The following is a 14,966-nucleotide window of genomic DNA, read 5'->3' as shown; positions in this document are numbered from 1 at the left end:
TTTCAGACGGCATTTTGCCGGCGCGGTGCAGGATGCGGGTGAAACGTGGGCATGGCTATGCAACGTTATTATGCAGATATTGGCGGCAAGGCAGGCTTGCCACACAGTCTGTCTATTCCGCCCCTTCATGCTCGCTCAGAGAGCGGGATTGGGTTTCGGTGACGACAGCAGTTTCAGTTGTAGATTCAGATACGGGTATCCGACATTTGCCGCAGCCTAGAGAATCTTGTTCTGCGAACAAGCGTCGGATTCGAGAATCCGACCTACTGCTCATAGCTGCGCCAGAACGGCGGTTTTAGATTTGCCAAAGGCCGTCTGAACGCTTTCAGACGGCCTGCCGGTTCCGCCGCATCAATGCAGCTTCAAGCGCCCCGACACGCGGTTTTGCGCCATGCGCGCCAGCGCCAGTAAGGCGGTTTTGCGGTAGCCGATGATGGCTTTGTGGTGCATCAGGTGCAGCGACATATACATATATTTGGCAATCAGCCCTTCGATAAAGAAATTGCCGCCCGAGAGGCTGCCCATCAGATTACCCACGCCGTGGTTGTTGCCCAGCGACACCAGCGAGCCGGAATCTTTATAGTGAAAAGTTTGATCAAACGGCCGGCCTTTGCTTTCTGCTAAAAACGCTTTGCACAAATAATCCGCCTGCTGGTGCGCCGCCTGTGCACGGGCGGGCACGAATCTGCCCTCTTCCCACGGGCAAGCCGCGCAATCGCCCAGCGCATATACGCCTTTTGCCGGGGTTTCGAGCCGGTTGTTTACTTCAAACTGATTGATGCGGTTTACTGGCAGGCCGTATTCGCGGTTGCGCTCGGCCGCTTTGATGCCGGCCGCCCACACAATCACATCGGCGGCGATTTCGCCCTGATCTGTTTCTACTTTATCGGGGTGGATCGACAATACTTTGGTGTCGGTCATCACGCGGATGTGCTTTTCCCGCAAAGCGCGGGTGGCCTGCACCGACACCTTTTCGGGCAAGCCGGCCAAAATGCGCGGCGCGGCTTCAATCAGGGTGATGTGGATTTGGAAATGCTGCGCCGAGCCGCTGGTGCTGTGGATTTCGTGATAAGCCTCCATCATTTCGGCGGAAAGCTCCACACCGGTGGCGCCTGCGCCCACAATCGCCACGTTTAATTGTTTGTCGGGCGAATACGCGGCTTTGGCAAACAGGTTGAGCAAATGGCTGTGGAAAGCTTGCGCATCTTGCGCGTTTTCCAACACATAAGCATATTCGCTGCCGGGGGTGCCGAAAAAGTTGGAGCCGCTGCCGATGGCCAACACGCAGCGCTCAAAAGTGATTTCGCGCTCGGGAATAATCTGCACTCCATCGCTCTGATGCACTTCTTTGAGCGTGAGCCGTTTGGCTTCGGGCTGAAATTGAATCAATTCGCCCACCATAAAGCTGAAGCTGTTGGCGCGGCCGAGTATGCTATAGGACAAGCCTTCCTGCTGCGGGTTGAGCGTGCCGGTGGCCACTTCGTGCAGCGTGGGCTTCCAAATGTGGAAGGTTGAGCGGTCGATCAGCAGGATTTTTTCAGGGCCCTCGCGGCGGCCGAGCGCACGCCCGAGCTTGGAAGCCAGCTCCAGCCCGCCTGCGCCGCCGCCCACGATAACGGTGTTGTAATGCATGATGCGCTGCCTTTCGGATGTGTGTTAAAAAATAAATATTGGAAAGCAAGACTCGGTTTTCAATATTTATCTTGTGATTTCATGAATCAATCATTTATAGCGAACTGCATAAAACTGATACAGGCGCATGTAGAAAGCCATACAAACAAAAGCCGTTTAAACCGCGTGCGTGGCTGCGCACACTCTGCACACGATTTGGGATTTGTGTGTTTTGTATCCGTTTTTCTTTGATTTCACTATATCTTAATCGGCTGATTTTAGCGGAAAGCGTTTTCAGATGTAATTAATTTTCATAAATAAGCGAAAGGCCGTCTGAAAGCTTTTCATACCAATCCAAAAAAATAACCTAACTTCGTTGTCTCGCCTTGCCGTACTATCTGTACTGTCTGCGGCTCGCCGCCTTGTTAGCTTACTTTTTTGAATGGGTATCAGACGGCCTTTCGTTTATGACGCTATTAAACCAGCCCCATGCTGTGCAGCAATTCCCACCACAACACGCCCAAAGTGGCATGCACGGCCAGCGAGCCGAAGCCGATTACCGCGCCTGCCGTCCACCATTGTTTGGTGGTGGCATAGCCCGTGCCGAAAATAATCGGTGCAGGGCCCGAGCCATAATGGGTGAGCATGCCGCCATAAGCGTTGGAGAAAAGCAGGCCGAAGGTGAGCAGCACCGGATCGACATGCGTCACCGCGCCTATGGTGGCAAACACGGGCATCATCGCCGCAATATAAGCGCCGCCCGAGGCGAAGCAATAGCGAATCACCACGCTGATGAAAAGAATCAACACCAGCATGCCGTAGCCGCCCTGCAATTGGCCGCCGCCGAGCACATCGGAAAACACGCCCGCCATCCATTTGAAGAAATCGGCTTTGGAGAGCGCAGAAGACAAACCGATAATGCCGCCATACCAAATCAAGGTGTTCCAGCCGCCTTTGTTTTGCAGAATGTGATCCCAATTAATCACACTCACAATAATGCAGCCCACCATCGCCGCCAGCGCCACTGCCGCCGCATCAATGCCGGTAAAATCGCCGGTAATCCAGCCCAAGAGCGCGCAGATGAAAATCGCCAGCAGCCATTTTTCGCTGCGTTTCATCGGCCCCATTTCCTGCAAGCCTTTCACGGCGATTTCTTCCCGATCCACTTTGGTCACTTCCGGCTTATACATCAAATAAAGCACCAGCGGCGTGAGGAAAGTCATCAGCAGGCCGGGCACGGAAGCGGCGAGAAACCACTGCATCCAGCTCACTTCCACATGCAGAATCGGCAGAATCAGGCTGAGCGCCAGCGCATTGGGCGCCATGGCGGTGAGAAAAATATAGCCGGTGTTTTTCACGGTGAAATAAGTGTTGAGCAGCAGAAAAAGGCCGCCGCGCTTGGGGCTTTTTTCCGGGTCGGAGCCGATGGCGCCGGCCACGCTGTTCATAATCGGCATCATAATGCCGCCGCCGCGCGCCGTAACCGAGGGCATGCCCGGAGAAATCAGCAAATCAAGAACGGTGTTGATGTAGCCCAGGCGCAATGTGGTGCTGCCGAAACTGCGTATCATCAGATAAGCAATGCGCCGCCCGAGGCCGGTCACCACAAAAGCGGTGCTCAGCGCAAAAGCGGTAAACACGAGCCAAGTGGTGGTGGAGGCATAGCCGGAGAGCACGTTTTTCATGTCCAGCCCTTGCTCGTTGGGCGTGAACCCCACGGCAATCGCCGAGCCGGTTACCGCCGCGAGCAACACCACCGGCATCGACCAAGGCTTGGCCACCAAGCCGAAAATGGCGGCCACATACCAGCCAAACAAGCGCCAAGCCACCAACGATAAGCCTTCAGGCGGCGGGCAATAAAAAATCAGAATCGGAATGGCGAAAAAAACAATTTGTTTCCAATGCTTTTTCCAGTTGAACGATGGGGCGGCAAGCCCGCTATCAGGTTGGTTCATAAAAAGTTCCTAAAAGGTTGGGGTATTCGGTGAGCCAGATGGTTAAGGCCAATAAATCGGCGCTGCCACCTGTGCTGAGGTTTTTTTCGGTGCATTGCGCATCCAGCGTTTTCAATGCGGCATAAAGCGCTTCAGGCTGCCGGAGCGCGGCCGGGTCGGCCAAGATATGGCGCGCGCGGCCTTGTAGCCAATCGAGCGCTTCGATGCCGCCGCGCTTCACCACATTGGTGTCGCCGTTGTGCGCCAGCAAGGTGAGAAACACATAACGCAAGGCATGCGTGCGATTTGCCGTGGCGGCAAACGCTTGTTGATAGGCCGGCAGAGCAAAATCGGTAAGCGTGGCAAAGCCCGAAAGCGCTTCGCCGCGCGCACCGGGCAGGCCGTGTTGGCGGTAAAAGCGTGCGCCGGCGGTGTTGCCCCGCCCCAATTCCGGCTCAAGGCCGGCACAAATCGCGCGGATGTCGGCCGACAAAGCCGGCCAATCGCCCTGCTCCTGCCGCGCTATGCGCCGCCCCAGCGCCGCCGCCGCAATGCCGAAGGCAAATAAAGCGCCTTTATGGGTGTTGACCTTGCCGGTGGCGGCATACATCGCCTCTTCCGCCGCCAGCCCGATCGGGCGGATGGCGGCCAGCATGGCAGAGCCCGGCGCTTCATGCGCAAAACGGCTGCCGCCAAACGCGCATTCGGCCAAAAAAGGAGCCAGCGCCGCAGCGCTTTGGCGGAACATCGGCAGCGTCATATCGGGGTGCGGCCCTTGGTTATCGGCATCCACCAGCCCGGGCTTGGGCGTGAGCTCGGCTTCGGCAACCAGCGCATCGCGCATGCCCCCGCCCAGCGCGGCCATGTTGAGATAAACGCGATAATGTTGCTGCATGGCCTCGTGCAATTGAGCCATGCTGTGGCGGCGCACACGGGCGCATTCTTTTGCCGGCGCATCGCAGCACAAACAAGCGCGCGGCGGCAGGCCGGATTGCGGGCGCGATAAAGGTTTGCCGCTGCCATCAATCACATCAATATCCCACAAGCGCCCGAGCGGGTGGCTCTGCTCCAGCCCGATAAGCGCTGCTTTCAACGCATCGGCCGCACCGTCTGCCGCCAGTAGCAGGCTTTGGCCGCCGGCATGATTGAGCAGCCGCTCGGCATGAGTAGAAATGTTCAGACGGCCTAATTCGTGTTTCAGACGGCCTTTTCCAATATCAAACACTTCATCCAAAAAAGGGCTGCGCTTCACCGCGCCCGGCGCGAGCACGCTGAAGCTCACCACGCAGTTTGCGCCGGCGGCCAAGAGCGCCTGTTGCGCCGCCTGCCGCGCATCACGCGCCGCCAGCACGTCATCCAAGGCCGCCGCGCCACCGGCCATCACGGGAAAATCGGGCGCTAAATACATGCTCAGCCTTCCGTGTCGGCCGCAATTTGATAAACCGCATCAATCACGCTGCCGTCGCGATAGCGGATCACCGCCACGGGCCGATCGGTGAAGCGGATGGCGTCGGGCCGGCCGGTGAGCATCACCGCGCGTTGATACAAATCTTCGATGCGCACGGTGTCGATGCCGGCTTCATGCAGGCGCTCGGCCAGCTTGGGGCGCTTCGGGTTCACGGCGATGCCGTGGTCGGTCACCAAAATATCGATGTGCTCGCCGGGGGTAACGGTGGTGAGCACATCTTTCACCACGGTGGGAATGCGCCCGCGCACCAAGGGCGCCACGATAATCGCCAGCCGCGCATGGGCGGCGGTGTCGCTGTGGCCGCCTGACGCGCCGCGAATGATGCCGTCTGAACCGGTGATTACGTTCACATTGAATTTGGTGTCGATTTCCAGCGCGCTCAACACCACTACGTCCAGCCGCTCCACCGAAGCGCCTTTGGAGCCGAAGTTGGCATATTGGTTGGCGCTCACTTCGATGTGATTGGGGTTGCGTGCCAGCGAAGCGGCAGCGGCGCTGTCGAAGCTTTGCACATCGATTAATTTGTCGATCAAGCCTTTTTCATGCAGATCCACCATGCTGGCGGTGATGCCGCCCAGCGCAAACGAAGCGCGGATATTTTGGCGGCGCATTTTGTCTTCCAAAAAACGCGCCACCGCCAGCGAAGCGCCGCCCGAGCCGGTTTGCAGCGAAAAGCCGTGGTTGAAATAGCCCGATTTATCAATCACATCAGCGGCACGGCGCGCAATCAGCAATTCGCGCGGATTGGTGGTCATGCGGGTGGAGCCGGCGCCGATTTTGCTTGAGTCACCCACTTCATCCACTTTCACGATAAAGTCTACTTGGTCTTGATGAATGCTCGCGGGGTTGTGCGGATAAGGCTCGATGGCTTCGGTGATCAGCACCACTTGGCGGGCGAATTGCGCATCGGCCTTGGCATAGCCCAGCGAGCCGCAGATATTTTTGCCGAGGCTGCCGCTGGCGTTGCCGAAGGTGTCGCAGCTGGCCACTGCCAAAAACGCCACATCCGGAATCAGCTCGCCACTTTGCATCAGCTGCACGCGGCCGCCATGCGAATGGATTTCCACCGGCTCCTGCATATGCCCTTGTGAAATAAATTCACCCAGCTTGCCGCGCAGGCCGGAGGTGTAGATTTTGCGCACCACACCGTTTTGAATGTGGCCGATTAAGGGATCGTGGCAGCCGGAAAGCGAGCTGGCGGCCACGGTGAGGTTGCGAAAACCCATATCGGCGAGCACATCCATCACCTGATTCAAAATAAAATCACCGCCGCGGTAGGCATGGTGGAAAGAAACCGTCATGCCGTCTGAAAGATTGCAGGCGCGCACGGCCGCTTCGATATCGGGGCACACTTTGCGCGCCAGATATTCGTTAGACAACTGCACTTTTTTCACCACCGGCTCAAAGCTGCGGCGGTTGCTCTGAGCGATGCTTTCGGCAACGCGTTGTTCTCTGCTTTTGCTCATGATTATTCCTCGCGTATGCCGGAAGTTTGCGCACGCTGCACAATTAAGCGCGAGCGCTCGATAATCGGGGTGTCGACCATTTTGCCGTTGAGCGACACCACGCCGAAGCCTGCTTTGGCGGCATCTTCTGCGGCTTTAATCACTTTTTCGGCGTAATCGACTTCTTTTTGCGTGGGGGCAAACAGGTTGTGAATCAGCGCGATTTGCGCCGGATTAATCAGCGATTTGCCATCGAAACCCATCTGTTTGATTAAAGCGGCTTCGCGCAAAAAGCCTTCTTCGTTGCGCGCATCGGAATAAACCGTGTCAAACGCCATCAAGCCGTTGGCCCGCGCGGCGTGCAAAATGGTGGAGCGGGCAAACAGCAATTCGATGCCCTCGGGCGAGCGCTCGGTTTTCATGGCGCGCACATAATCTTCTGCGCCCAGGGCAATGCCGATTAAGCGCTTGGATGCTTGGGCGATTTCGTTGGCCGCCAAAATGCCCTGCGGTGACTCAATCGCCGCCAGCATCAGCGTGCTGCCCACTTCACGGCCGCAATCGCGCTCGATGCGCTCGATTTCGGTTTCCATATCGGTGATGTCTTGTGCGCCATCGGTTTTGGGCAGGCGGATGCCGCTTGCACCGGCACGCACGGCGGCATTTAAATCTGCCAAGCCGTATTCGGAAGTAAGCGGGTTGACGCGCACCAGCGTTTCCATTTCGCGGTAAAGCGGGTGTTGCAAAGCATGTGCCACCAGCATGCGGGCGCTGTCTTTTTCCGACAAAGCCACCGAGTCTTCCAGGTCAAACATAATGGTGTCGGGCTGATAAATAAACGAAGTGCTCACCATGGCGGCATTGGCACCGGGCACAAACAACATAGAGCGGCGCAGCTTCATAGCAAATCCTCCCAGCCGGCTTTTGCACCCGCGCGCAGCAAAGCGGCTTTCACACGCGCCTGCAACACGCAGTCGAGCGCACCTTTGTCTTCGATTTGCAAGGCCACGTCTTCAATATTCAAGCGGTTTAACACGGCCTCGGCGCTGGCTTTGATTTGCGGGGCAAATTGCTGGCCGACGCTGCTGTTGATGCTGATTAGCCGGCCGCCGCCGGGATTGGGGCTGGCGTAAACCATGGCATCACTGGATTCCAGTGTGCCGGCCACGCTCTCTTTCGTGATGGCGCTCATGCGGTCACCTTTTCATATTGGTTGATTAAAAACTGATAAGTGCACTCGGGCACATAATGTTTGATGGCGGCAAAATCGCCTTCGGCCAAAAAGCCGCGCACTTTGGTGGCGGAAATAAAGCCGCCCTGAAACTGCTTGCGGGGAATTTCCACCATTTGGATGGGCGGCGCATCGATTTCGGGTGAATCGAGCCAAACCTGCATTTGTTTGTTGTAATAATTGGTGATTACGCTGTAAGGCTCGCTGCCAGCAAAGCGATGGGTGATGCCCAAAGGCGGCGCGATATAACGGCGGAAAATCGTCAAATCCAATTCCATATGGCATTTGAAAATAATGTCGTCGAGCTTCAGGAAATAGCAGGGAAAAGTGGCGCGCGAAATAATATAAGGCGTGCCCTCGTGAATGGTGAGGCGGGAAAGATGGGCCGTGCCGGCGCGCACCAGCGCGAGCCGGTCGGCATAGGAAAATTGCGAGCGGTCTTCCCCCACCACGAAAACATGCAGCCAATCGCATTGCTGCAAAGCCGTTTCAATCAGATAAAGGTGGCCGAGCGTGAACGGATTGGCGTTGAGCACAATCGAGCCGATACGCTTACCCGGCTTTTTCAGGGCGGAGAGCTGCTGCTGATATTGCTTGAGGCGCACGGGGCTGTTTTCCAGCAACACCACCCGCTCGGGCACCGTGGCAATCGGATAAAAACCGCAGCCGGAAAAAAGCGCCTCGTTTTCGGGCTTGGTATAAATGAAAAGACGGTGATAGCCGCGCTCGGCAGCCAATTGAATCAGTGCGGAAGACAAAGAAAGCGCCATGCCGCAGCCGCGGTATTCTTCATCAATGGCCACGCATTTGATTACACCCGGCGCCACGCCGCCGCAGGCGATAATCGCGCCATCGGCATTGCGCGCTGCCAGAAATACTTCGATAAAATCATCGATATTGAGCTCGTTGCGGTGCAAAAAAGCCACGATTTCCGCCACGCCGGCCGCATCATCGGCATAAATTCTTTCAAATTCATGCTGCTCAGAATCCATAGCCTGCCTCTATAATGCATGTTATTAAATTACAGTTGGCATAAATTATAGGCCGCCACCAAGGTGGCGGCCACTATGGAAAAGCGCTTTTTTCTTAAAAAGATATTAAAGTTTGATACAAAACAACCCTGCTGCACGGCAGCGTGTGAAACGTGTAACAAAAATACCAAATTAGGCCTGCCTGTGCAGGCGCAACGGGCTTAAATTTTGCAAAGGCCGTCTGAAAGGTTTTCAGACGGCCTTGTAGTTTATTTCTTGTAGTTTATTTATAGTGAAATGCATAAAAAAGTGATACGGCGGGTAGCTTGGTTGCAAACCCAACCAATCCACAAGCCGTCTGAAACCTTGGGTTTATCAACCCAATCTACGCTGTTGCTGAAAGTGCAAAAGGCCGTCTGAAAGGTTTTCAGACGGCCTTTTAGTTATTTATTTGAATGGTTTCAGACAGCCTCCAGCGCCGCGGCGATGTCCGCCCAAATATCTTCAATATCTTCAATGCCCACAGAAAAGCGCAGCAAGCCTTCGCGAATGCCCAAGCCGGCTTTCACATCGGCCGACATGCCGCTGTGCGATTGCGAAAAGCTGTGGTTCACGAGGCTTTCCACGCCGCCCAAGCTGGCAGCCATTTTCACGAGCTTCATGTTTCTAATCACGCTGTTTGCGGCCGCTTTGCTGTTGTTTTTCAAATACACCGACACCACGCCGCCGAAGCCGCGCATCTGCTTTTGCGCCAGCGCATGATGCTCGTGGCTCGCCAAGCCGGGGTAAAACACTTTTTCCACCGCCGGATGTGCTTCCAAGCGGCGCGCCAGCTCGAGCGCGTTTTCCTGATGCTGTTTCATGCGCACGGCCAAGGTTTTGATGCCGCGCAACACCAAAGCGCAATCCATCGGCCCCGCCACGCCGCCGGTGTTCACCATCATGCTGCGCAGCAGGCTTGCCGGTTTTTCTTCTTTCACCACCACAATGCCCATCAACACATCGGAATGGCCGCACAAATATTTGGTGGCCGAATGAAACACAATATCGCAGCCCATATCGAGCGGATTTTGCAGATAAGGCGTGGCAAAGGTGTTGTCTATGCCCACCAGCGCGCCGGCGGCTTTAGCTTTGGCGGCCAGCGCTTCGATATCCACCAGCCGCAACAGCGGGTTGGACGGCGTTTCCAGCCACAGCATTTTCACTTTTTGCGCCGCCAGAACGGCATCGAGATGGCGCGGCTCGGTGAGGTCGGTAAACACCACGTTAACGCCCCACGCGGTATACACCTCAGTGAGCAAATCATAAGCGCCGCCATAAATATCGGCCACGGCCACGATGGTGTCGCCCGGGCGCAGAAATGTGCGCCACACCGCATCGATGCCCGCCATGCCGCTGGCAAAAGCAAAGCCTGCCGCGCCATGCTCGAGCGCGGCCATGGTGTCTTCCAGCACTTTGCGGGTGGGGTTGGCAACACGCGAATAGCGATAGGGAATCTGCTCGCCGATTTCGTGCATGGCAAACATGCTGTTTTGATAAATCGGCGGCATGATGGCGCGGTTGTGTTCATCGCAATCATAGCTGCTGTGTATGGCTTCGGTGGCGAATTTCATGGCGGGCTGCCTGTAGGAAAAAGACAATCCATTCTACCACTATCTGAAAAATTGAAACAATCAATGCCCCGGGAATAGAGCAAGTGATATAATCTCGCATTTGGCTTGCATTAGAAAGCCGCACACACACATTCAGACGGCCTCTTGTTTTTCTGGCCGCCGCACACACATAAGGGCTTCGCCCGCTTTACTTGAAGGATACTTCAGCGCATGAACGCCATTGCAGACGTGCAGTCCAGCCCCGATTTACGCAATATGCCGATTAACCAGGTCGGCATCAAAGATTTGCGCTTCCCCATCGCGATTACGAGCGCCGAGGGCACGCAGCACACCGTCGGCCGCTTATCAATGACGGTGTTTTTGCCTGCCGACCAAAAAGGCACCCATATGTCGCGCTTTGTGGCGCTGATGGAGCGGCAAAGCGAGCCATTGAGCTTCGGCCGCTTAAAAACGCTCACCGAAGAAATGGTGCAGCTGCTCGATTCGCATTCGGGCAAAATCAGCGTGTCGTTTCCCTTTTTCCGCCAAAAATCCGCGCCCGTGTCGGGCATCAAATCGCTGCTCGATTATGATGTCACGCTCACCGGCGAAATCAAAGAAGGCGCCTACAGCTGCACCCTCAAAGTGCTCACCCCGGTAACCAGCCTGTGCCCCTGCTCGAAAGAAATCTCGCAATACGGCGCCCACAACCAGCGCTCGCACGTCACCGTTACCCTCACCTGCTGCGATGAAGTGGGCATCGAAGAAATCATCGACTGCGTGGAAAAACAGGCCAGCTGCCAGCTCTACGGCTTGCTCAAACGCCCCGACGAAAAATTCGTCACCGAGCAGGCTTATGAAAACCCGAAATTCGTGGAAGACATGGTGCGCGATGTGGCCGTGGCGCTGCGCGGCGATGCACGCATCCGCGCTTTTGTGGTGGAGAGTGAAAATTTCGAATCCATCCACAACCACTCGGCTTATGCCTATATTGCTTATCCTTAAGCAAGATGATGGGAAAAACAAAGGCCGTCTGAAAGCTTTTCAGACGGCCTTTGTTAGTGGAATGCAAGAGTGAAGTTATACCAATTCAAAAAAATAACCTTACAAAATAAAAGCAGTTCGGCAGCATCATCTGCGTAGGTCGGATTCTTGAATCCGACGTTTGGCCAACGGCCAAAGCGATGTGCATGCCTTGTTCTGAGAACAAGTGTCGGATTCGAGAATCCGACCTACAGGCTGCCCGTTTGTATATTATTTTTTTGAATTGGTATTATGCAGAACTACGCACTATTAATGAGTAGGTTGGGTTGTCAAACCCAACGTTTCAGACGGCCTGTGGGCTTATACCAATTCAAAAAAGTAAGCTAACAAGGCGGCGAGCCGCAGACAGTACAGATAGTACGGCAAGGCGAGACAACGAAGTTAGGTTATTTTTTTGGATTGGTATTATTGAGCTTTCAATCCAACAACCCGCTGCTGCACATCCTAACCTGCCAAACGTTTAAAGTTTGATTATCCGAATATTGAAAAAGGCCGTCTGAAACTTTTTTCAGACGGCCTTTGTTTTGCTGTTTATCAACGCTTCTGCAAAATCACCGAGCCGATGGAATAACCTGCGCCGAAGCTCGACAACACGCCGAATTGGCCGGCGGCCATGTCTCTATGATGCAGATGAAATGCAATCACCGAGCCGGCGGAGCTGGTGTTGGCATATTGGTCGAGAATAATCGGCGCTTCTTCCGCGCCGGCATCGCGGCCGAGCACGCGGCGGCTGATTAATTCGTTCATGGTGCGGTTGGCCTGGTGCAGCCAGAAGCGTGCCACGTTTTGCGCGCTGATGCCTTGCGCAAGCAGGTGCGCCACAATGTGTTCGCCCACGGCCGGGCACACTTCTTTAAACACTTTTCGCCCCTGCTGCACGAATAATTTATCACCCGACATTGGATCGCCGTCGATTTCGCAGCGGTTGAGAAAGCCGAAATTGTTGCGGATATTGTTGGAAAACTGCGTCCACAATTTGGTGCTCACAATCTCAAAACCCTGCCCCGGCGCGGCCAAATCATCGCGCACCACCACCATGGCGGTGGCCGCGTCGCCGAAAATAAAGTGGCTGTCGCGGTCGCGGAAATTCATGTGCGCCGAGCAGATTTCGGCGTTCACAATCAACACGCGCGCGGCCGAGCCGCTTTTCACCGCATCGGCGGCGGTTTGCAGCGCGAAAGTGGCCGATGAGCAGGCCACGTTCATATCGAAAGCAAAGCCGCCGCAGCCCAATGCAGTTTGAATTTCCACCGCCACAGCCGGATAAGCGCGCTGCATATTGGAATTGGCCACCAGCACCATATCGATGTCGGCCGCGGCCACGCCGGCCGCAGCCAGCGCCTGTTTCGCCGCGGCTACGCCGATTTCGGCCTGCAATGATAATTCTTCGTTGCTGCGGCGGGGAAATTGCGGCCGCATGATGTCGGGGTTGAGAATGCCGGCTTTATCAAGCACAAAACGGCTTTTGATGCCCGAGGCTTTTTCGATAAATTCGCTGCTCGATTCGGCCAGCGCTTCGATGCTGCCCGAGGCGATTTCGGCAGCATGTTCGGCGTTAAACGCGGCAACGTAGCGGTTGAAAGTGCCCACCAGCTCGTCGTTGCTGATGGCGTACGGCGGGGTAAAAAGGCCGCTGCCGCTCAATACGGCTTTATGTTGTGTCATGTCGATTCCTTTGTGACCATAGCGTGACAATTTTGTGGCTGCATCATAACACGGCGGCTTGATTTTCGAGGCTGTCTGAAAAGAGCAGATATTCTAAATGCCGTCTGAATGCTTTCAGACGGCCTGAAAATCTTTGTAATACCAATTCAAAAAAGTAAGCTAACAAGGCGGCGAGCCGCAGACAGTACACACGTACGGCAAGGCGAGACAACGAAGTTAGGTCATTTTTTTGGATTGGTATAAGATTCAATTGGCCGCGCCTGCGCAGGCAAGCGCCCGGCCTGAAGCGCAGCTTTAGTGGCCGGATAGGTAGTCGCCATCAAAATGAGAATAATCAAATATTTGATTTTATAGAAAATTTATTATTTTCAGAAATAGGCGAGACAAGCAAAGCGCTGCTTTGCACTGGGCACCCGCCTGCGCGGGTGCGACAGATATAGTTGAATGCAAGCAAAAGTGACACAACGGGTAGGTTGGGTTGAAAACCCAACAAGCCCACAGGCCGTCTGAAACGTTGGGTTTATCAACCCAACCTACCTCGTTATAGCGCATAGTTTTGTATCACTTTTTCTTGCATTCCACTATATTTGGTTTTGCAAAAGTCTCCTACTGCTTTCAGACGGCGTTTTGCATTCAGCTTGAACACACATCACAAAATTAAACAGGCCGTCTGAACATCAAAACTTCAGACGGCCTGCACACAGCTGGTTTAGGCAGCGGCGGCCAAGGCTTGGGTTAAGTCGGCGAGCAAATCGTCGATGTGTTCGATGCCCACGCTCAGGCGCACCATGTCGGTGCGCACGCCCGCGGCGGCCAGCTCGGCTTCATTGAGCTGGCGGTGGGTGGTGGTGGCCGGGTGGCAGGCCAGTGATTTGGCGTCGCCGATATTCACCAGCCGCAAGAATAATTGCAGCGCGTCGATAAATTTGGCACCGGCTTCGCGCCCACCTTTGATGCCGAAGCTGAGCAAGCCGGAAGCTTGGCCGCCGTAATCGCGCTCAATCAGCGCCCGATAAGGGCTGTCGGGCAAGGCGGGATAGTTTACCCACGCCACTTGCGGGTGGTTTTGCAGAAATTCGGCCACTTTGAGCGCGTTTTCGCAATGGCGCTGCATCCTCAACGACAAGGTTTCCAAGCCCTGCAATATTAAAAACGCATTCATCGGCGAGAGCGCGGCGCCGGTGTTGCGCAGCGGCACCACGCGGGCGCGGGCGATGTAGGCGGCGGGGCCGAAATGGGCGCAATAGTTCACGCCGTGATAGGAAGGGTCGGGCTGGTTGAAAATTTTATCGAAACGCGCACTGAGCGCCCATTCAAACCGGCCGGCGTCGATAATCGCGCCGCCGATGCTGGTGCCGTGGCCGCCGATGTATTTGGTGAGCGATTGCACCACAATGTCGGCGCCATGCTCAATCGGGCGGAACAAAGCCGGCGAGGGCACGGTGTTGTCCACCATCAGCGGCAGGCCTTGTGCGTGGGCGGTTTGGGCAAAGGCGCGCATGTCCACCACATTAATCGCCGGATTGCCGATGGATTCGCAATACACCAGCCGCGTGCGTTCGTCGGCCACTTCGGCGATTTGTTCGGGGCGCTCGGGGTCGATAAAGCGCACTTCTATGCCTTGGCGCGGCAGGTTGTGGGCGAAGAAATTATAGGTGCCGCCATAGAGCGTTTTGGTGGCGATGATGTTGTCGCCCGCTTCCACCAAGGTTTGTACGGCATAGGTAATCGCCGCCATGCCGCTGGCGGTGCACAAAGCGGCAATGCCACCTTCGAGCGCGGCCACACGCGCTTCGAGCACGGCTGTGGTGGGGTTCATGATGCGGGTGTAGATGTTGCCGGCCACATCGAGATTGAACAAATCGGCGCCGTGGCGGGTGTCGTCGAAGGTGTAAGAGGTGGTTTGGTAAATCGGCACCGCCGCCGCTTTGGTGGTGGGGTCGGATGTGTAGCCTGCGTGCAGGGCGAGGGTTTCGGGCTTCATGGTTTCTCCTTTGTTTGAATG

The 14,966-nt window shown here is 55.6% G+C and carries 11 protein-coding genes; 1 reads left to right on the top strand and 10 read right to left on the bottom strand.

Going from position 1 to position 14,966, the window contains the following annotated elements:
• Positions 1-351: 351 nt before the first annotated feature.
• From EV680_RS03775 to EV680_RS03740, 8 genes are all read right to left on the bottom strand, one after another.
• Positions 352-1,632, bottom strand: coding sequence for an NAD(P)/FAD-dependent oxidoreductase (locus EV680_RS03775; protein WP_132953376.1), 1,281 nt, complete (start codon positions 1,630-1,632; stop codon positions 352-354).
• A gap of 455 nt (positions 1,633-2,087) precedes the next feature.
• Positions 2,088-3,566: an anion permease gene (locus tag EV680_RS03770; RefSeq protein ID WP_132953374.1), complete on the bottom strand. Its 1,479-nt coding sequence runs from the start codon at positions 3,564-3,566 to the stop codon at positions 2,088-2,090.
• Positions 3,553-4,953 carry a citrate lyase holo-[acyl-carrier protein] synthase gene (citX, locus tag EV680_RS03765; RefSeq protein ID WP_132953372.1) on the bottom strand — a complete coding sequence of 467 codons (1,401 nt, stop codon included), beginning with the start codon at positions 4,951-4,953 and terminating at the stop codon, positions 3,553-3,555. Before citX ends, EV680_RS03770 begins: the two co-directional genes overlap by 14 nt.
• Before the next feature lie 2 nt (positions 4,954-4,955).
• Complete coding sequence (citF, locus tag EV680_RS03760) at positions 4,956-6,479, bottom strand: citrate lyase subunit alpha (protein WP_132953370.1); 1,524 nt, start codon at positions 6,477-6,479, stop codon at positions 4,956-4,958.
• Between the two features lie 2 nt (positions 6,480-6,481).
• Positions 6,482-7,360, bottom strand: a complete 879-nt coding sequence (locus tag EV680_RS03755) for an aldolase/citrate lyase family protein (protein WP_132953368.1) — start codon at positions 7,358-7,360, stop codon at positions 6,482-6,484.
• On the bottom strand, positions 7,357-7,650 hold the full coding sequence (gene citD / locus EV680_RS03750; RefSeq protein ID WP_132953366.1) for a citrate lyase acyl carrier protein: 294 nt from the start codon (positions 7,648-7,650) through the stop codon (positions 7,357-7,359). The genes EV680_RS03755 and citD overlap by 4 nt, the downstream gene beginning before the upstream one ends.
• On the bottom strand, positions 7,647-8,681 hold the full coding sequence (citC, locus tag EV680_RS03745) for a [citrate (pro-3S)-lyase] ligase (protein WP_132953364.1): 1,035 nt from the start codon (positions 8,679-8,681) through the stop codon (positions 7,647-7,649). Before citC ends, citD begins: the two co-directional genes overlap by 4 nt.
• Positions 8,682-9,121: 440 nt before the next feature.
• Positions 9,122-10,273, bottom strand: a complete 1,152-nt coding sequence (locus tag EV680_RS03740) for a trans-sulfuration enzyme family protein (protein WP_132953362.1) — start codon at positions 10,271-10,273, stop codon at positions 9,122-9,124.
• A gap of 210 nt (positions 10,274-10,483) precedes the next feature.
• On the opposite strand from EV680_RS03740, the gene folE2 reads away from it, so the two are divergent.
• Entirely contained in the window at positions 10,484-11,257 is a 774-nt protein-coding gene (folE2, locus tag EV680_RS03735) for a GTP cyclohydrolase FolE2 (RefSeq protein ID WP_132953360.1), read from the top strand.
• Positions 11,258-11,830: 573 nt separating this feature from the next.
• Here the strand turns inward: folE2 and EV680_RS03730 are convergent.
• Positions 11,831-12,961: a beta-ketoacyl-ACP synthase III gene (locus EV680_RS03730; RefSeq protein ID WP_132953358.1), complete on the bottom strand. Its 1,131-nt coding sequence runs from the start codon at positions 12,959-12,961 to the stop codon at positions 11,831-11,833.
• A gap of 709 nt (positions 12,962-13,670) precedes the next feature.
• Positions 13,671-14,945: an O-acetylhomoserine aminocarboxypropyltransferase/cysteine synthase family protein gene (locus tag EV680_RS03725; RefSeq protein WP_132953356.1), complete on the bottom strand. Its 1,275-nt coding sequence runs from the start codon at positions 14,943-14,945 to the stop codon at positions 13,671-13,673.
• Positions 14,946-14,966 lie beyond the last annotated feature (21 nt).

This window comes from Uruburuella suis (assembly GCF_004341385.1).
Classification (GTDB): domain Bacteria; phylum Pseudomonadota; class Gammaproteobacteria; order Burkholderiales; family Neisseriaceae; genus Neisseria; species Neisseria suis.
Note: the sequence above shows the minus strand (reverse complement) of the source record. Positions and strands in the feature narration are given on the sequence as shown.